19 protein-coding genes and 1 pseudogene are annotated in these 18609 nt (G+C 28.7%); 19 read left to right on the forward strand and 1 reads right to left on the reverse strand.

The features are described from left to right. Window positions 1-195 precede the first annotated feature (195 nt). The 19 genes and pseudogenes from G3997_RS01830 to mgsA all read left to right on the forward strand — a co-directional run bounded on the left by G3997_RS01830 (window position 196) and on the right by mgsA (window position 17145). Entirely contained in the window at window positions 196-414 is a 219-nt protein-coding gene (locus G3997_RS01830; protein ID WP_296647170.1) for a heavy-metal-associated domain-containing protein, read from the forward strand. A 251-nt stretch (window positions 415-665) separates the two neighbouring features. Next, window positions 666-1271 carry a hypothetical protein gene (locus G3997_RS01835; protein ID WP_296647173.1) on the forward strand — a complete coding sequence of 202 codons (606 nt, stop codon included), beginning with the start codon at window positions 666-668 and terminating at the stop codon, window positions 1269-1271. Window positions 1272-1416: 145 nt separating this feature from the next. Continuing rightward, a complete protein-coding gene (locus G3997_RS01840; RefSeq protein WP_296647179.1) occupies window positions 1417-2127 on the forward strand; it encodes an endonuclease/exonuclease/phosphatase family protein in 711 nt (236 codons plus the stop codon). Window positions 2128-2206: 79 nt separating this feature from the next. Continuing rightward, complete coding sequence (locus tag G3997_RS01845) at window positions 2207-3121, forward strand: hypothetical protein (RefSeq protein WP_296647181.1); 915 nt, start codon at window positions 2207-2209, stop codon at window positions 3119-3121. Between the two features lie 143 nt (window positions 3122-3264). Next, the gene (gene rsxC / locus G3997_RS01850) at window positions 3265-4602 is read left to right on the forward strand and encodes an electron transport complex subunit RsxC (RefSeq protein WP_296647187.1); all 1338 of its coding nucleotides are present in this window, start codon (window positions 3265-3267) and stop codon (window positions 4600-4602) included. Between the two features lie 96 nt (window positions 4603-4698). Further along, a pseudogene (locus G3997_RS01855) lies at window positions 4699-5076 on the forward strand (Rnf-Nqr domain containing protein); the annotation flags it as partial. A gap of 12 nt (window positions 5077-5088) precedes the next feature. Beyond that, window positions 5089-5664 (forward strand): electron transport complex subunit RsxA, encoded by a 576-nt coding sequence (gene rsxA / locus G3997_RS01860; RefSeq protein WP_296647194.1) that lies wholly within the window; start codon window positions 5089-5091, stop codon window positions 5662-5664. Next, window positions 5665-6651, forward strand: a complete 987-nt coding sequence (locus G3997_RS01865) for an RnfABCDGE type electron transport complex subunit B (protein ID WP_442971204.1) — start codon at window positions 5665-5667, stop codon at window positions 6649-6651. Between the two features lie 201 nt (window positions 6652-6852). Beyond that, entirely contained in the window at window positions 6853-7449 is a 597-nt protein-coding gene (locus G3997_RS01870) for a Maf family protein (RefSeq protein WP_296647203.1), read from the forward strand. Window positions 7450-7480: 31 nt separating this feature from the next. Next, window positions 7481-8140: a RadC family protein gene (radC, locus tag G3997_RS01875; protein WP_296647206.1), complete on the forward strand. Its 660-nt coding sequence runs from the start codon at window positions 7481-7483 to the stop codon at window positions 8138-8140. Window positions 8141-8166: 26 nt separating this feature from the next. Next, complete coding sequence (locus tag G3997_RS01880; RefSeq protein ID WP_334299836.1) at window positions 8167-9243, forward strand: rod shape-determining protein; 1077 nt, start codon at window positions 8167-8169, stop codon at window positions 9241-9243. 10 nt (window positions 9244-9253) lie between these two features. Continuing rightward, entirely contained in the window at window positions 9254-10147 is an 894-nt protein-coding gene (gene mreC / locus G3997_RS01885) for a rod shape-determining protein MreC (protein WP_296649259.1), read from the forward strand. 14 nt (window positions 10148-10161) lie between these two features. Beyond that, a complete protein-coding gene (gene mreD / locus G3997_RS01890; RefSeq protein WP_296647210.1) occupies window positions 10162-10650 on the forward strand; it encodes a rod shape-determining protein MreD in 489 nt (162 codons plus the stop codon). Between the two features lie 11 nt (window positions 10651-10661). Then, complete coding sequence (locus G3997_RS01895; protein ID WP_296647214.1) at window positions 10662-13664, forward strand: penicillin-binding transpeptidase domain-containing protein; 3003 nt, start codon at window positions 10662-10664, stop codon at window positions 13662-13664. Between the two features lie 60 nt (window positions 13665-13724). Next, window positions 13725-14405, forward strand: coding sequence for a septum site-determining protein MinC (locus G3997_RS01900; protein ID WP_296647219.1), 681 nt, complete (start codon window positions 13725-13727; stop codon window positions 14403-14405). Window positions 14406-14435: 30 nt separating this feature from the next. Further along, complete coding sequence (gene minD / locus G3997_RS01905) at window positions 14436-15233, forward strand: septum site-determining protein MinD (protein WP_296647221.1); 798 nt, start codon at window positions 14436-14438, stop codon at window positions 15231-15233. A gap of 17 nt (window positions 15234-15250) precedes the next feature. Continuing rightward, the gene (gene minE, locus G3997_RS01910; RefSeq protein ID WP_296647225.1) at window positions 15251-15535 is read left to right on the forward strand and encodes a cell division topological specificity factor MinE; all 285 of its coding nucleotides are present in this window, start codon (window positions 15251-15253) and stop codon (window positions 15533-15535) included. 63 nt (window positions 15536-15598) lie between these two features. Further along, a complete protein-coding gene (rodA, locus tag G3997_RS01915) occupies window positions 15599-16717 on the forward strand; it encodes a rod shape-determining protein RodA (RefSeq protein WP_296647228.1) in 1119 nt (372 codons plus the stop codon). A gap of 14 nt (window positions 16718-16731) precedes the next feature. Continuing rightward, window positions 16732-17145 carry a methylglyoxal synthase gene (gene mgsA, locus G3997_RS01920; RefSeq protein ID WP_296647230.1) on the forward strand — a complete coding sequence of 138 codons (414 nt, stop codon included), beginning with the start codon at window positions 16732-16734 and terminating at the stop codon, window positions 17143-17145. 69 nt (window positions 17146-17214) lie between these two features. Here mgsA and G3997_RS01925 read toward each other — a convergent pair whose 3' ends face one another. Beyond that, window positions 17215-18408 (reverse strand): FprA family A-type flavoprotein, encoded by a 1194-nt coding sequence (locus G3997_RS01925; protein ID WP_296647231.1) that lies wholly within the window; start codon window positions 18406-18408, stop codon window positions 17215-17217. Window positions 18409-18609: the final 201 nt, after the last annotated feature.

An 18609-nucleotide genomic window follows, 5' to 3' on the forward strand; every position in this document is an offset into this window, starting at 1 on the left:
ATATATATGAACGCATTACTAATTTAAATATAGATAAATAATAAATAAAAGCGCACAATATTATTGTGTGCTTTTACTTTAAAATAGTTGACTAAATGATATAATTTAACTAATCTTATAGTATAAATTAGTATAAATAAAAAATGGAAAGATATATACATATAATATTTATACATAAAAGAGGGGGATATTTTTATGAGAAAAAAATTAATAATAGACGGAATGAGCTGTAATCATTGTGTAAACCATTTAAATACAGCACTTTCAGAGGATATAGATGGAATAGAAGTTATAGAAATAAGCCTAGAGGATAAATTTGCAATAGTAGATATGAATAGTAATGTAGATTTAAATAAATTAAATGAGGTTGTAGAAGAATTAGGATTTGAATTAAAAGATATAATAGAATATTAGTAAAAAGACATCCAAAAATTAAGGATGTCTTTTTATTTTATATAAAWAGACTTCTATTGGGGGAAAATAGAAGTCTAATGGGGGAGATTGAGTATGTTTGATTTTACATTAATATTATGTCCAAGAAAAATGTAAATATACATACTATATAAAATTTTTAATGAATTATTTATATTTTAAAATTGTTCAAGTATTAAAATCACATTTAAAAATATATTGAATATAATATAAATAATCAAGGGGGGAGGATTTTGGAAGAGAGAATATATAAAGAAAATTTAAAAGAAATGATATTGGAAATGGCACAAAAAGAAATTAGTAATTATTCATCCCAAAAGGGTGTTAGAAAATATTTTGAAGGAAATGTAGATAAGATTATAAATGAGAATATAAAAAATTATTCGGAAGATATAAGTATAAATAAAATATATTCTAAAATATTAAAACGAGGTTCGAGCCAAGGAAATATAACATCAATTGCTAAAGTTATAAAGTCAGAAGAGTTATTTAAGTCTAAAAATGAATTAATTAAATTTGCTAAGTACTTAGGTATTAATTTTAATGCAAAAAACTCATATAATCAGATTTTAAAGGTAATATGCAATTATATATATTCTAATAGAAAAATATATTCTGAAAAATATATATATTATAGCAGGGGGAACGAAGAATATATTTTAGAACCAGAAAGAATAAAGAGAGAGTTAATAGAGAGCTATAAATCTAAAACTAGAAATGATATGAAATCTATAGCAAGATTATTAGACATAACTGTTGAGGAAGATGAAAGTGCTGAAGATATAAGACAAAAAGTTATAAATTATATTATGAGAGAGAAACTTACAAAGAAAAAATAAAATTAAAAAATTAAGGGGCATCTATATAAGTATATAGATGTCTTTAATTTTTTTTATTAGCATATAATATAATGGAGAAGATAAAAGGAGTTGATATGCTATAAAAAAAGAAAAGATTGTCATAGTACTTTTAATAGTAATCACAATGATTATATCTTTAATTATAGAAATAAAGCTATTTCCTCCTAGAAAGGAAATAAATATTATAAGTTATAATATACATAGTGGATTAAATAAAAATATGTTTCCAACATTATTTGATACAATTGATTTTTTGAAAGAATCTGATGCAGATATAGTTTGTCTACAAGAAGTTAATGAATCTGTTAGAGCAGGATTTCAAGTAAGTAGTTTTAAAGAAGAATTAAAAATGAATTCTCATTTTGGAGCTAATGTGGTAGATTTAGGTTTTAATTATGGACTTGCTACATATTCTAAATACCCTATAAAAAAAGAAGAACATATATATTTAAGTAGTTTTCGTGAACAAAGAGGAATGCTACATACTGTAGTTAAGGTGGGTTACCAAAATTTAAATGTTATAAATATTCATTTAGGATTAGATGAAGAAGAGCGGGATATACAAATGGGAGAGTTAATAGATTTTATAAAAGAATTAGGTGATGAACATTATATAGTTGTAGGTGATTTTAATCAAGGTGGAATAGATATGGATGAAGATATATTAAAAGATGTTGCTAAAGAATTGCAGATGTCTAATATACTAACTTTTCCAACTGGATTAGATAGAATCGATTATATATTTGTATCATCAGGTATAGAAATTATAGACTACGATGTGCTTATAAAAGATATGTCAGATCATTATCCTATAGTAGCAAAAATAAAAATATAATCCATCTTAAATTTATATTCATAAATATTAGACAAGTAAAATATATATTTGTAAGAAGATTTTTAAGGGGGATAAACTAATGAATAAAAGAAAAACAATATACAGAGGATTTAATAAAAGAAGAAAAAATAAGATGCTAAAAATGTATATTATTGGTACAACTATATTTATAATATGTGGATATGGTTATACACAATTGAAAGATAGTAAGATATTTAATAATATAAAAAATAAAATTACAGCTATTGAATTTAAAATACCATTTATTAATTCAGATAAATCTCAAGATGAAAAAAATAACTTAGAAGTATTTGATTATGAGGATGTTTCTAAAGATGTTGATAAAGTTGAAAGCGAAGAAAATACTGATGTAAATGTTGCAACTATAAAGGGGTGGAATATATATACTGTACAAGTTGCATCTGTAGAAGATAAAAATGAAATAAGTAAAGTAGAAGAAGAATTAACAAAGGAAAGTATACCTTTTTCTACTATAGAAATAGATGGATTGAACAAGGTTCAAACTTATACATCATTTGATAAGGAAAGTGTAAGAAGTTATTTAGAGAATATGAGAACATTATATCCAGATGCATTTTTAGCAGAAGTAAAAATACCTGCCTTATCATTAGAGTATACTAGTAAGTACACGTATTTAGAAACTATATCAACACAGTTAAATAAACTTATAGAGAATTTTGAAGAAGAGTCTAAGGTTTGGGAAGATAGTACAGATAATTTTAATATGGAAATGTATAATAACATATTAAGTAGCAGAAAAACTATAGTAAAAGATATTGAAGAAGAAGCTAAACAGATAGATTATGAGGAAGCTAATGTATTTAAGGAAAATTTAATTGCTTATGTAAATAATATAGATAAAAATATAGAAGTTGCATCTAAATCTGCAAATGAGCAAAGTTATAATATAAGTCAAGGGATATATTTAAATACTTTGCAGGGATATTTAAGTTTTATAAATTCTATTCAATAAAAGGTTGCTTTGCAACCTTTTATTTTTATGAGAAAAATGGAAAATATTTGAGAAAAAAATAACACTGTTAAATTTTGGATAAGATTGTAGTATAATAAAATAGAGTAGAATAATTTTTTATTTTATAAAAAGGGGGTAGAAAAATGAAACTCTTAAGTTTTAAAGGAGGAATACATCCTCCGTATAATAAAGAGTACTCAGAAAAAAAGGCTATAGAAAAAGCAAAAAGTCCTAAAAGGGTATATATACCTCTTCAACAACATATAGGGGCACCTGCTAAAGCAATAGTTAAAGTTGGTGAAGAAGTTAAATTAGGACAAAAGATAGGGGAGCAACAAGGTTTTGTATCTTGTAACGTTCATTCATCTATATCAGGTAAAGTTATAGAAATAAAAGAACATGAATTACCTGGTGGACGAGGGATGTGTATAGTAATTGAAAATGATTTTAAAGATGAAGTTCATGAAAACGTTAAACCGGTTAGTGATATAGAATCTTTAACAAAAGAAGAAATAGTGAGTATTATTCAAGAAGCTGGAATTGTTGGTATGGGTGGAGCAACATTTCCAACACATGTAAAAATATCTCCTCCTCCAGGTAAAAATATAGACACAGTTATATTAAATGGAGCAGAGTGTGAGCCATACTTAACAGCAGACCATAGATTAATGTTAGAAAATCCAGAAGATGTAGTTTATGGATTGCATATACTTATGAAAGCCTTAGATGTAAAAAAAGGTTATATAGGAATAGAAGTTAATAAACTAGATGCTATAGAAGCAGTAGAGAAAGAAGTTAAGAAATATRAAAATATAGAAGTTGCAAGACTAGAAATAAAATATCCTCAAGGTGCTGAGAAGCAACTTATATATGCATGTACAAAAAGAGAGGTTCCATCAGGAGGACTTCCAATGGATGCAGGAGTAGTTGTGAACAATGTAGCTACAGCAGCACAAATAGCCAAAACTATAAAAACTGGTATGCCTTTAGTTGATAGAATAACTACAGTAACTGGTAGTTGTATATCTGAGCCAAAGAACTTAGTAACTAGAGTAGGAACATTAGTATCTGAAATAATAGATCAATGTGGTGGATTTAAAGTAAATAAAAAAGTTGGCAAAATTATAATGGGTGGACCAATGATGGGAATAGCTCAGTATACTATAGATATACCTACAAATAAGGGTGCATCGGGAATATTATGTTTAGATGAGAATGAGTCAAAAACTCCAAAACCACAAAATTGTTTAAGATGTGGAAAGTGCTTAGATGTCTGTCCTGCATTTTTACAGCCTTTATACATAAGTGCACATTCATTAAGAAATGACTATGATAGTGCTGAAGGGTATAGAGCATTAGATTGTATTGAATGTGGTTCTTGTTCTTTTATATGTCCAGCAAGAAGACCATTACTTCAGTCAATAAGAAATGCTAAGCGAGAAATAATAGCAAATAAAAAAAAGCAATCTACTAACAAATAGGTTCATTTAGGGGGAATAATAATGGAAAGTAAATTGATAGTATCATCTTCTTCTAATGTTAGAAGTAATCAAGATACATCATATATAATGAAACAAGTTGTATTAGCAACTTTTGTTACTATGGTGGGTATGTTACTTAAGGCATATATACCAGCATTAGATGCTGCACTTGGGTTATTTATACCTTTAATAGTTGTTAACTGCTTAATATTAGCTCGTGCAGAGAGCTTTGCATCTAAAAATACACCTATAAAATCAGCAGTAGATGGAATAGGTATGGGTCTTGGATTTACATTAGCATTAACATCTCTAGGAATAGTAAGAGAAATACTAGGTAATGGAACTTTATTTGGGTTAAGTTTATTTGGAGCATCTTATCAACCAGCTCTATTATTCATATTACCTCCTGGAGCATTTTTATCATTAGGATTTTTACTTGCAGGATTTAATAAATTAAAAAATAAAAAGGCATAGGGGGAAGAACTAATGAATTTAATACTTTTATTTTTAAATATAGTACTTGTAAATAATGTTATAACTTCTCAGTTTATGGGAATATGTCCTTTCTTAGGAGTATCTAAAAAAGTTGATACAGCTGTAGGAATGGGAGCTGCAGTTACATTTGTTTTAACTTTAGCTTCTTTTATAACATATTTTGTTCAAAAACTATTAGAAATAACTAATAATCAATTTTTACAAACCATAGCATTTATACTAGTCATAGCATCTATAGTTCAATTTGTTGAGATGGTTATACAAAAAATGAGCCCATCGTTATATCAAGCATTAGGTGTATTTTTACCTCTTATAACTACAAACTGTGCAGTTTTAGGGATAGCGCTTGTTAATGTTCAAAATAATTTTAATTTAGTAGAAACAATAGTAAATGGATTTGGAGCAGGAATAGGATTTACTTTAGCTATAGTTTTATTTGCTGGAATAAGAGAGAGATTAGAATTAGCAGATATACAAGAGAGTTTCAAAGGATTTCCATCAACTATGATAGCAGCAAGTTTAATGGCAATAGCGTTCTTAGGATTTTCTGGTCTTATAAATCTATAAATGGGGGTGTATGTAGTGTCGATACTAAATTCTATTTTAGTCTTAGGGGGATTAGGGCTAATATTTGGAGCAATTTTAGCATATGCTTCTAAAAAATTTGCAGTTGATGTAGATGAAAGAGTAGAGTCTATTTTAGAAGTTCTTCCAGGTGCTAACTGTGGAGGATGTGGATTTCCAGGTTGTGGAGGTCTTGCAAGTGCTATAGTAGAAGGTAAAGCATCTGTGAATGGTTGTCCAGTAGGTGGATCTGACTGTGCATCTAAAATAGGTGATATAATGGGAATATCTTCTGAAGCTGGAGAAAAACAAGTAGCAAAGGTGCTATGTAAAGGAAATTGCCAAAGTGCAAAAGATAAATACACATATGAAGGAATACAAGATTGTAGATCTGCTAGTATGCTAAATTCAGGACCAAAAGATTGTAAGTTTGGATGTCTAGGTCTTGGAACCTGTAGAGATTACTGTAAGTTTGATGCTATTTCTATAGTTGATGGAGTAGCTATAATAGATGAAGATAAATGTGTAATGTGTGGGAAGTGCATAGAAGTTTGTCCAAAATCTATAATAGGCAAAAAACCAGCTAGTAAAGAGGTAGTGGTTGAGTGTAGTAGTAAAGATTTCGGAAAAATAGTAAAAGAGAAATGTAGTGTGGGATGTATAGGATGTGGTTTATGCCAAAAGGCTTGTCCGTTTGGAGCTATTGAATTTGAAAATAAAATAGCTAAGATAAACTATGATAAATGTGTTGAATGTATGGCATGTGTAAGAAAGTGCCCTACTAAAGTAATAAAAGGCGATTTTAGTAAAAAACAAAAGGTTAGTATAGAACAAGGACTTTGTGTTGGATGTACAATTTGTAAAAAACAATGTAAATTCGATGCAATAGAAGGAGAGCTAAAAGAAAAGCATATTGTTGATGAATCTAAATGTGTTGGATGTCATCTATGCATGCAAAAATGTCCTAAAAAAGCTATTAAAACTATATAATATGGATAGAATAAAGGTATGAATTTTCATACCTTTATTTTATTGTTTATAATATAAAAAATATTACTAAAATGTAACTAACTTTTATTGGAAATTAGATATATACTATATATAAAACGTTCGACATTTGTGTTGAAATTTTTACAATATAATGATAGACTTAATAAGTACAAATTCTAAGTACTGTAAAGAGGTGAATGAATGAATATAATATTGGCATCAGCCTCTCCTAGAAGAAGAGAAATTCTAGAAAATACTAATGTCAAATTTGATATAATATCAAGTTCTATAGATGAATTAGTATTAGAAGGTGAGTCTCCTTGTCAGATGGTAATGAGGCTTGCATTTGAAAAGGGTACAGATATAGCATCAAAACGAAAAAGTGATTTAGTTATAAGTGCAGATACTATTGTTGTACTAGATAATACTGTATTAGGCAAACCTAAGGATGAAGAAGAAGCTAGAGCTATGATAACAAACTTATCAGGTAAAACACATCAAGTTATAACTGGGATCAGCCTAATAAATTTAGAAAACAATAAAAAGATAATAGATTATGTTATTAGTAATGTTAAATTTAAAAATTTATCTGAAGATGATATAAATGATTATATAAAAACTAAAGAATCTTTGGATAAAGCAGGAGCTTATGGAATACAAGGATATGGAGCTCTATTAGTAGAGGAAATTCAAGGTGACTATTTTAATATAGTAGGATTACCTATATCTAAACTTAGTGATTTACTAAAAAAACACTTTAATATAAATCTTTTTGCGGAGGGCGATTTATCTGAATAAAACTTTTAATGCAAATATGACAGTAAAGAGTATGGCATTAGAAGAAAGACCTAGAGAAAAAATGCTTTTACAAGGAGAAAAGAGTTTATCTAATGCAGAGTTATTAGCTATTATTCTTAGAACCGGAACTAAGCAAAAAAATGTAATTGAGTTAGCAAATTACATTATAAATAAAGATTCTCAAGGAATAAGGTACCTACAAGATATAACTATTGAAGAGTTATGTGAAATAGATGGTGTAGGACAAACAAAAGCAACTATGATTAAGGCTTCGTTGGAGTTAGGTAGAAGAGTTGCAAGTTTTAAACCTATTAAATATAAGGTTAAAAATCCTTGGGATATATATAAGTATTATATGGATAATTTAAGATACCTAAAAAAGGAAATTTTTAAGGTAGTTCTTTTAAATACAAAAAATGAAATAATAACTGATGTGGATGTGTCTGTTGGAACATTAAATTCATCATTAGTACATCCAAGAGAAGTTTTTATAGAAGCGATAAAGAGAAGTGCAAATAAAATTATATTAATACACAATCATCCATCTGGGACTATAGAACCTTCTATAGAGGATAAAAATATAACTAACAGGCTTATTAATTGTGGAGAGATAATAGGAATAGAGGTTATAGACCATATAATAATTGGTGATGGAGTATACTTTAGTTTTAAAGAAAATATGATAATTTGACTTGCGAAATAGGAAGGAGCATAATTATGAGTAAAGAGAAAAAAGAAAAAAAAGAGAAAAAGGGATTAATGTCTATGTTTGGATTAAAAAAAATGACAAAGGACATGGGGATAGATTTAGGAACAGCTAATACTTTAGTTTACATAAAGGGACAAGGAATAGTAGTAAGAGAGCCATCTGTTGTTGCAATAAGAGACGATAGCAAAGAAGTTTTAGCAGTTGGTGAGGAAGCAAAGAGAATGATAGGTAGAACACCTGGTAATATAGTAGCTATAAGACCTATGAAAGATGGAGTTATAGCTGATTTTGATGTTACAGAATCTATGCTTAGATACTTTATACAAAAAGCAGCAGCTAAAAAAGGTGTTGTAACACCAAGAATAGCTATATGTGTTCCTTATGGAGTAACAGAAGTAGAAAAAAGAGCTATAGAAGAAGCTGCAAGAACAGCTGGAGCAAGAGATGCATACCTTATAGAAGAGCCGATGGCAGCAGCTATAGGTGCAGGACTTAGAGTAGAAGAGCCAGAAGGAAATATGGTTGTAGATATCGGTGGAGGTACTACTGAAATAGCTATAATATCTTTAGGTGGTATAGTTACAGCTAAATCAATAAGAATCGGTGGAGATGAATTTGATGAATCAATAGTTAGCTATGTTAAAAAAGAATATAGCTTAGCTATAGGTGAAAGAACAGCAGAAGATGTAAAGATAAGCATAGGATCTGCATTTAAAGATGATCAAGAACATAATATGCAAATAAGAGGTAGAGATTTAATATCAGGATTACCTAAGACTATAGAAATAAGTTCAACAGAAGTAAGAGATGCTTTAAGAGAACCTATAAATTCTATTGTAGATGCAATAAAATCAACTTTAGAAAAGACACCACCAGAATTAGCATCAGATATAATGGAAAATGGAATAATGTTAACTGGAGGAGGAGCATTACTTAGAGGATTAGATAAGCTAGTTAAGCAAGAAACAGGAATGCCAGTTCAAATAGCTGAAAATCCGCTAGATTGTGTTGCATTAGGAACTGGTAAATCAGTTGAAGATCAAGAAATATTTGAAAAAGTATTAATGATGAATGCTAGAAAGTAATTAAAAGTTGGTGATATCTTTGAGATTCGATAAGAATAAAAAAGAAAAAAAGATTAATTTTAAAGTGGTAGCAACAAGTGTAGTTGCTATCACTTTAATTGGAATTGTGGGAATATCTATAGGAAAATATTCAGGTAGTAACCCTATAGGGGGACAAGTTGTTTTGGATATAATAGAGCCTATAGGTAAAAATTTAAATAGTGGATTTATGTTCTTAAAAGATAGTTTTAAAGACATAATAAATTATAAAGATAATTCTAAAAAGGTTAATAGCTTACAAGAGGAAAATCAGAAACTAAAAGAAGAGATAATTGCTTTAAATAGTCAATTAGATGAAGTTCAATCTCTTGAAAGTTTAAAAAAATCTTTAAATTATATAGATGAAAAATACCAAGCTAAAGCTATTTCGACAAGTGTTGTTGGAAAAAGTGATGGTAATTGGTATGAGTCACTTGTCATAGGTGCAGGTAAAAATCAAGGGGTAAAAGAAGACAGTATAGTTATTAATGGAAATGGTTTAATAGGTGTAGTATATGAGGTATCAGAAAACTATAGTAAGGCTATATCATTGTTAGATACAAAATCATCTGTAAGCTTTAAATTATTAAAAAATTCCAAACTTAAGGGAGTTATAACACAAAACTCTACACTTGAAGATAAGGAAAATTATAAAAATAAAGGATATTTATATGGGTATATGTTTGATAGTTCATATAATGTATTGCCTGGAGATGTATTAACAACATCTGGATTAGGTCTGTATCCTAAAGATATACCTATAGGAGAAGTTGATAAAGTTATAGATGACAAAAATAAATCTATGAAGTTTGTGGTAGTTAAACCGTATGTAAACTTTAAAAATATAGATGATGTAGTTGTTATTGAACCAAGGAATATAGGGTAAAGGTGATTTTAATTATGAAAAAGGTTTTACTTTGTCTTTTAGGAATTTTACTAGTAATAGTTGAAATGAGTATTACTAATTATATAGACATATTTGATGTAAGTTTTAATTTAATTATAATTTACATTACTATAATATCACTTTACTTGGATAAAACAGAGGCGAGTATAATAGGTGCTATAATAGGCATTGTAAAAGATATAGCTGTAGGTGGAATATTTGGTGTTAATGCATTAATTTTATTTACAGTAGGATACGGAATAAGCTTGTTAAAAAATGAAATATACAAAGAAAGCAACATTACTATCTTTGCATTAGTTTTTATTACAAGTTTATTTAACTCTGTAGTAAATATGGTTACTGTAATGGCTGTTTATAATACTTATGGTATATTAAAATTACTTATGAGAGGTATATTAATACTACCTTTGATTAATTCAACCTTAAGTATATTATTATATAACATATTTAAAGCATCCATATTGAAACTTAAAGAAGATTAGTTGGTGATTTAATGGAAGATAAGAAAAAAGTAGATAGATTATCTATAATAAGAAATCTTATAATTATAGCATTTGTTTTTATATTTGCAAAAATATTATATATAACAACCTTTAAGTACGAGCATTATACTGAATTAGCTGAAAATAAAACATATAAGGAGCTTGTAATTAAAGCACCTAGAGGTGAAATTAGAGATAGATATGGAAGATTACTTGCAGGAAATAAAAACTTATTTACGGTTCAAGTATCTGGTGATGGAATAAAAAAAACAGACTCAAATGGAAACTCTATGGCAAATGATATATGTTTAAGATTGATAAATTTATTAGAAAAAAATAAAGAAGAATATGTAGATGAGTTTCCTATATACATAGAAAAGGGAAAGTATTACTATACATTTGATAAAAATATAAGAGAATATAAAGAAAATAATGAAATACCTCAGGAATTAGATGCTAAAGAAAGTTTTTATTATTTAGTTGATAAGTTAATATCTGAAGGGACACTATCTGAGGATGATAGAAATTTAGAACCAAGTAAACTGCAAAAAAAATTAAATGAAAATGCATATTATCCTCCTATTCTAGTTAGTAAATGGTTATTTACAGAAGAAAAAAATAAACAAGACTGGTTAGAAAGTTATAATATAAAAGATACTAACATAACTGCAAAAAAGGCTTTTAATGAAATAAGAAATAGCAAAAGTTATCAAATTGATAAAAAATTAAGTGATTTAGAAGCAAGAAAAATATTAGTAGTAAGAGATCTTATAAAGTCTCAAGGATATTCTCAGTATAACCCAGTTACTATAGCTAAAGATATAAGTGAAAATACTATATCTCAGCTTGAAGAAAGTGCTATAAATTTACCTGGAGTATCAGTAGCAGTAGAACCAGTTAGGTATTATCCTAATACAACTCTGGCATCTCATATAATAGGTCATATGGGAAAAATGCCATCTGGACAGGAAGAAGAGTACCTTAATAGAGAAGAAGGAAAAACTTATTCTAAAGGAGATACTGTAGGTATATCAGGTATAGAAAACAGCTATGAGGAACAACTTCGTGGAATTGATGGATATAAAAGAGTACAAGTTGATGCATTAGGAAGAATAACTAAGGAGTTAGATGTATCAGAGCCAGAGTCAGGAGATACAGTATATCTTAGTATAGATAAAGATTTGCAGGAAGATACAGAAAATGCACTAAAAGGAGTATTACAAGCACTTAAAGTTGGAGGAACGTATAAGAGTAAATATGGAGATAAAACTTTTTCAAGTCCAGCTAAAAATGCTGAATCAGGTGCAGTTATAGCTATAGATGTTAAGACAGGAGATGTTTTATCTATGGCGAGTTATCCTAATTATGATCCAAATAAATTTGTTAATGGAATTTCTTATGAGGATTACGAAGATTTACAGCCTAAAAATAAAAATGATGTTTTAGCTGCTAATCCTCAAGTTAACTTAGCTACGCAAGGGGTATTCCAACCAGGATCTACATTCAAAATGGTAACTGGAATGGCGGCTATAGACCAAGGTTTAAGTCCTAATTATGCAATACAAGATACTGGAGTAATTAGATTAGGTGGACCTAAAAGTAGACCATTTGCAGACTTAATATGGCATAAATCTAGAAGTAATCATGGATATACAGATTTATATAAAGCAATACAAGAATCTTGTAATATATATTTCTATACTATAGGTTCAGGTAAAAATTATACAGGAGGTAAAGATCCAGATGTTAAGGTTGGAGCTAAAGGTATAATTGAATATGCTAAGAAGTTTGGACTTGATGAGTATACAGGTTTAAATGAAGAAATAGATGAAAGAAAAGGTAGTGTTCCTAATATGGAATCTAAACTTAAATCGACAAAGGCTTTATTAAGGAGCTACCTTACAAAGGAAATGGCAAATGATTTTACAGATATAACTAAATCTAAAAATCCTGATGAATATGAAAAAAGAATAGACGAAATAGTATCTTGGGCAGATGAAACCAAAACGGTAGGTAGAGTTGAGGCTATGGAAAGACTTACTAATATGAAAGTTAAAGAAGATAGAGTAGAAACCTTAGCAGATAATATTGTATTTAGTTATTTAAATTTTGCTAAGTGGAGTACAGCTGATACTTTTAATATTTCAATAGGCCAAGGAGAAAATCAATATACACCTGCTCAAATGGCAAGATATGTTGCTGCTATAGGTAATGGAGGAAAACTTCTAGAACTATCTGTAGTAGATAGGGTTATTTCAAGTGATTATGATTCTGTAGAAATAGATGAAAATAAAGTAGAAGAAATAGACTTTAATGATAAAGAAAAGCTAAAAGATTTAATTGAAGGTATGAAAAGAGTTTGTACAGAAGGTTCAGCTAAAGGTATATTTGGACCTAATTACCCAATAAGCGTAGCAGCTAAAACTGGTACGGCAGAAAAAAGTGGTAAGATACCTACAGACAATGAAGTTGAATACTTAAAGAGTCATATGGCATCTTATGGAGTTTCTACAGAGGAAGCTGTTAATCTTGCTGAAAAGCTTAAGAAAGAAAGAGAAGAAGAGTTAACTATAGAAAGAATAAATGAAATAAAAGAAGAATTAAAAAGAAAAGATTTAGAAGAAGAAGAAAGAAAGTCTTTAGAAGAAGAACTAGAAGATGGTGTTAATGTTAAATTAGAAGATACTGATAAAGTAAATTCATCATATTTAAGAAAAGCAATAAAAGAATTAAATCCTAATATAACTGATGACACAATAGATTCTTTTAAAGAAAGTTACAAGTCGTTTTCTTGGTCTGTAGCTCTTGCACCAGCAGATGATCCGGAAATTGCAGTAGTTGCAATGATACCACAAGGGGAAAGTAGTAGTAATGCAATGTTACTTATTAGAGAAGTATTAGGATCATATTTTGATTTAGCTAAGAATAAAGTTGAAAAAGATAATAAAAGTGATGAAAATACTGATATAATAAAAGAAGAAAACATAAACTTTGTATCACAAATGAAAAAATAAAAAGGAATTAGAGACTTTTTAAAGAATATATAAAAATGATATATCATTCTGGAGGTTGTTATGTCTTTGAATGAATTTACAACTAGTGAACTAGTAGAATTTAAAGGTAGTAAAAAAGGTATAATTGTAAACATCAAAAGTAAGGCAACTTTTGATGAAATAAAAAGTAGTATAATAAATAAGTTAGAGGCATCTATTGGTTTTTTTAATGGGGCTAAAATTTGTTCTATAAACTGTGATTATTTAACTGATATACAGATTATGATGTTAAAAGATGATATATCATCAAGATTTGATGTTGAGTTTATTGAAGAAGCCAATATAAAAAAATCTACAAGTTTTCAAACTAAATATGTAAACAATCTAAGGTCAGGCGAAAACATAGAGTTTGATGGAGATATAATTGTAATGACAGATATGAAATCAGGCTCTCAAGTAAGTTCTACTTGTAATGTTGTAGTGATGGGGGATGTAAGTTCAGGTGCTAGAGTAGTAGCAAATGGAAATGTAATAGTTATGGGTTCTGTTTTAGGATTTATTCATGCTGGAGCAAATGGAAATGAAAATGCATATGCAGTAGCAGGAAATCTAAATCCTAAAGTATTACAGATAGCTAAAAATATTGCTGAAGCACCAGACGATGAAACTTATGAAAATAATAAGCAAAATGGACCAGAAATAGCTTTTGTAAGTAATGGAACAATGGTTGTAGAAAATTACTTACCCAAAACAATAAAATAATAAAGTATTAATTAGACAGGGGGTAGTGTTATGAGTGAAGTTATAGTTATAACATCAGGTAAAGGTGGAGTTGGAAAGACTACTACCGCAGCTAACTTAGGAACTGCACTAAGCTTAGAAAATAAAAAAACAGTTATAGTAGATGCAGATATAGGTCTTAGAAACTTAGACGTAGTTATGGGACTTGAAAACAGAATAGTATATGATATAGTTGATGTTGTTGAAGGAACATGCAGACTTAAACAAGCTTTAATAAAAGATAAAAGATTTGAAAACTTATATCTATTACCTGCAGCTCAAACTAGAGATAAAAATGCAGTTACAGTTGAACAAATGCAGGAATTATGTGCTAAACTTAGAGAATCTTTTGATTATATATTAATAGATTGTCCAGCAGGAATCGAGCAAGGTTTCAAAAATGCTATAGCAGGTGCTGATAGAGCTATAGTTGTTACTAATCCAGAGGTATCTGCAGTTAGAGATGCTGATAGAATAATAGGATTATTAGAAGCTAATGAAATAAAGGATATAAGATTAGTTATAAATAGAATACGCCACGATATGGTAAAGCGTGGAGATATGATGAATAAGGAAGATATCATAGAAATATTAGCTATAAAATTATTAGGACTAGTTCCTGATGATGAAAGTATAATTGTTTCTACTAATAAAGGAGAGCCTGCTATACTTGATAGTAAATCGCTAGCAGGACAAGCATATAAAAATATATCGAGAAGAATATTAGGTGATGAAATACCTATGTTAGTATTAGATGAAGAAACTAATATATTTTCTAAAATAAAGAAAATATTAGGTATTGCTAAATAGTAAAGGGGGATATATCTATGTTAGATTTATTTAAAGTTTTTTCTAACGAATCTAAGACTAGTAAATCTGTAGCAAAAGAAAGATTAAAATTGGTTTTAGTACATGATAGAGTAGATTGTTCTCCTAAACTTCTAGACATGATAAAAACAGACATTCTTAAAGTTATAGCTAATTATGCTGAGATAGAAGAAGATGGCCTAGAAATAAAAATGTCTAAGGCTAGAGGAGAAAATGATGATATGCCGGTATCTGCATTAGTTGCAAATATACCGCTAAGAAGTTTAAAAGAGAGAAAAATGTAAAAATGAAGGGGGGGACTGTAATCCCCCTTTATCTTTTTATTGTTTTAGAAAGACGGTGAAAATATGGCTGAACGAAAAGCAATGGCTAAATTAATAAAACAACTAGATTGGAAACTTATAATTATAGTTCTTTGTATATTTTCTTTTGGGTTGTTGATGTTAAGTAGCGCTACTCATGCAAATGAAACTGGAAACTATTTTCAACTTTATAAGCAAGGCTTATCTTTTGGTTTAGGAGTATTAATGTTAATTGGAATATTGTTATTTGATTACAATTTTTTAGGGAAGTATTATAAAGGATTGTATATTATCAGTTTAGTATTATTGGTAGTTGTTTTAATACCTGGGATAGGTGCAGAAAGAGGAGGAGCTAGATCTTGGCTAAATTTAGGTCCTTTAGATTTTCAAACATCTGAAATTGTAAAATTTACATTTGTATTGAGTTATGCTAAGATAGTAGAATCTAAAAAAGGTAAGTTAAATACTTTAAAGGAGATAGTACCAGTAGTTATTTATGCGCTACCTTTTATAGGGTTATTATTTGCACAGCCAGACTTAGGAACTGCTATAGTTTTTTGTTGTATAATATTAGGTATGTTATTTACAGCAGGTCTTAGTATTAAGCTTATAAAAAGGGTTGCAATAATAGCTGTAGTATCTTTACCTATAATGTATATGATGATGGCGCCTCATCAAAAGCAAAGGATAGAGGCATTCTTAAATCCTGATGATCCAACATTAAAAGGTAATTATCAAGTTATGCAATCTTTAATAGCTATAGGATCTGGAGGCTTAACAGGTAAAGGTCTTTATAATGGAACTCAAAATCAAGAAGGATTTTTACCTGTACAAGAAAGTGATTTTATATATGCTGTTATAGGTGAAGAATTAGGTGCTATTGGAATGGGTATTGTAATATTACTTTACGCATTATTCTTACTTAGAATGATAATACTTGCACGAGAGGCGAAAGACTTCTATGGAACGCTTATAATTGTTGGTGTTATGAGTATGTTTACTTATCAAATAATTCAAAATATTGGTATGACCGTAGCTGTAATACCTGTAACAGGAGTAACACTTCCTTTTATAAGTTATGGAGGTAGTTCATTACTTACATCATTAGCAAACTTAGGATTAGTATTAAATGTTGGAATGAGAAGGAAAAAAATAAACTTTTAATTTTGGAGGGGAATATGAATATAGCATTAATAGCACACGATGAAATGAAAGATACAATGATAGGTTTTTGTATAGCATATGAAAGAATATTACAAAAATATGGAGTATATGCTACAGGGACTACAGGGAAGAGAATAATGGATGAAACCTCACTAAATATAAATAGACTTGCATCTGGGCCATTAGGTGGAGATCAACAAATAGGTTCTTTAATAGTTTCTCAGGATATAGACTTAGTTATATTTTTAAGAGATCCACATACAGCTCAAGCACATGAACCAGATATACAAGCTCTTATAAGATTATGTGATGTATATCATGTACCAATAGCTACAAATTTAGCATCAGCTGAAATTTTTATTAATGCATTAAATAGGGGAGAACTTTCTTGGCGAGAGGTTAGAAAAACTACTAGTCAAAGAGTTTAGTTAAATATAAATTAAATTTTTTATATTTAATTAAAAAGAGNNATTATAATATRGTTCCTTTTTTATATATTATTTTACTAATTTAGCAAATTCTTTACCAAAGTTTACGCATTCTTGATAAGTTTCTTCAGAAGGGAAGAATTTCTTTTTCATAGTAGGTACTGGCATTTTGAAAGCCATAGCTTTTATTAAATTCTCAGCCATAGTAATACCTTCACCACTCCAACCATAAGAACCAAATACTCCACCTATTTTTCCTACGTTGGCCATAGGGTCTATAACAGAGAATAAATCCCACATAGGCTTAACCATAGTTTTGTTTATTGTTGGAGATCCTAATAATATTACTTTAGACATAACTACTGCATCATGCATTTCTTTTAAGCTCATAGTTTCTAAGTCGTATAAAGTAACCTTAGCTCCTTCTTCAAGTAATCCTTTTTCTATATTTTTAGCCATAACTAATGTATTAGTATATGCAGATAAATAGAATATAGCAACTTGATTTTGGTTAGTAGTATTCATTACTTCAGTAGACCAATCTAAGTATCTTTTTACTTGAGCCATAGGATCCTTAGTAAGCATTGGACCGTGAGAAGTTAATATAGTATCAAAGTCTAATTCTAATTCAACAACTTTATTTATAGCATTTAATACATGTTTAGCAAAAGGCTTAACTATACAATCATAGTAGTGTTTAGCTGATTTTAAATAATCTTCGCTTTCAACCATATCAGCATCAACATGTGCAAAGTGACAACCAAATGCATCGCAAGTAAATAATGTTTTATCTTCTTCAACATAAGTAAACATAGTATCTGCCCAGTGTAAGAAAGGAGCAGTTATAAATTTAATATTTCTTTTACCTATATTTAAAACTTCACCATCTTTTATAACATGACATTTAAATGGTCTATTTATTTGTTCATCTAAGTACATTTTAGCTGCTTTTGTACAGAATACTTCTATGTTTGGATTTAAATCTAATATATATTTTAAGCTACCAGCATGGTCAGGCTCAGTATGATGTATTACTACGTAATCTATATCTTTAACATCAGTGATTTGAGATATATTATTTAAAAATTCATCTTTAAAATTTGGTTTTACTGTATCAAATAAAACAGTTTTTTCATCCTTTATTATATAAGAATTGTATGTTGTACCGAATTCAGTTTCCATTATTATATCAAAGACTTCTAAATCTTTATCAACAACACCTGCAAAGTAAATATCTTTTTTTACTTCAAACACATTACTCATAATAAATCCTCCTAAAAATTAACTATATCATTTTTAAATTATACCCATAGGATACATTTTTAAACAAAATATAGAATAGTAAATTATGTATTTTAATAGGACTATTAAACTAAATTATAATAAATATTTAAAAGTATATTTTAGTTTATATAAACCTAATTTGGAAAAACTATATGATAATAAATAATAAAGTTTTGATAC

Source organism: Romboutsia sp. 13368 (assembly GCF_018336475.1).
Lineage (GTDB): Bacteria > Bacillota > Clostridia > Peptostreptococcales > Peptostreptococcaceae > Romboutsia.

Bases quoted from the DNA above. Each gene is read 5' to 3' on its own strand.
- G3997_RS01830 (WP_296647170.1), top strand. From the start codon at position 196: ATGAGAAAAAAATTAATAATAGACGGAATGAGCTGTAATCATTGTGTA.
- G3997_RS01840 (WP_296647179.1), top strand. From the start codon at position 1,417: ATGATTATATCTTTAATTATAGAAATAAAGCTATTTCCTCCTAGAAAG.
- G3997_RS01845 (WP_296647181.1), top strand. From the start codon at position 2,207: ATGAATAAAAGAAAAACAATATACAGAGGATTTAATAAAAGAAGAAAA.
- rsxA (WP_296647194.1), top strand. From the start codon at position 5,089: ATGAATTTAATACTTTTATTTTTAAATATAGTACTTGTAAATAATGTT.
- G3997_RS01865 (WP_442971204.1), top strand. From the start codon at position 5,665: ATGGGGGTGTATGTAGTGTCGATACTAAATTCTATTTTAGTCTTAGGG.
- G3997_RS01870 (WP_296647203.1), top strand. From the start codon at position 6,853: ATGAATATAATATTGGCATCAGCCTCTCCTAGAAGAAGAGAAATTCTA.
- radC (WP_296647206.1), top strand. From the start codon at position 7,481: ATGGCATTAGAAGAAAGACCTAGAGAAAAAATGCTTTTACAAGGAGAA.
- G3997_RS01880 (WP_334299836.1), top strand. From the start codon at position 8,167: ATGAGTAAAGAGAAAAAAGAAAAAAAAGAGAAAAAGGGATTAATGTCT.
- mreD (WP_296647210.1), top strand. From the start codon at position 10,162: ATGAAAAAGGTTTTACTTTGTCTTTTAGGAATTTTACTAGTAATAGTT.
- G3997_RS01895 (WP_296647214.1), top strand. From the start codon at position 10,662: ATGGAAGATAAGAAAAAAGTAGATAGATTATCTATAATAAGAAATCTT.
- G3997_RS01900 (WP_296647219.1), top strand. From the start codon at position 13,725: ATGTCTTTGAATGAATTTACAACTAGTGAACTAGTAGAATTTAAAGGT.
- minD (WP_296647221.1), top strand. From the start codon at position 14,436: ATGAGTGAAGTTATAGTTATAACATCAGGTAAAGGTGGAGTTGGAAAG.
- minE (WP_296647225.1), top strand. From the start codon at position 15,251: ATGTTAGATTTATTTAAAGTTTTTTCTAACGAATCTAAGACTAGTAAA.
- rodA (WP_296647228.1), top strand. From the start codon at position 15,599: ATGGCTGAACGAAAAGCAATGGCTAAATTAATAAAACAACTAGATTGG.
- mgsA (WP_296647230.1), top strand. From the start codon at position 16,732: ATGAATATAGCATTAATAGCACACGATGAAATGAAAGATACAATGATA.
- G3997_RS01925 (WP_296647231.1), bottom strand. From the start codon at position 18,408: ATGAGTAATGTGTTTGAAGTAAAAAAAGATATTTACTTTGCAGGTGTT.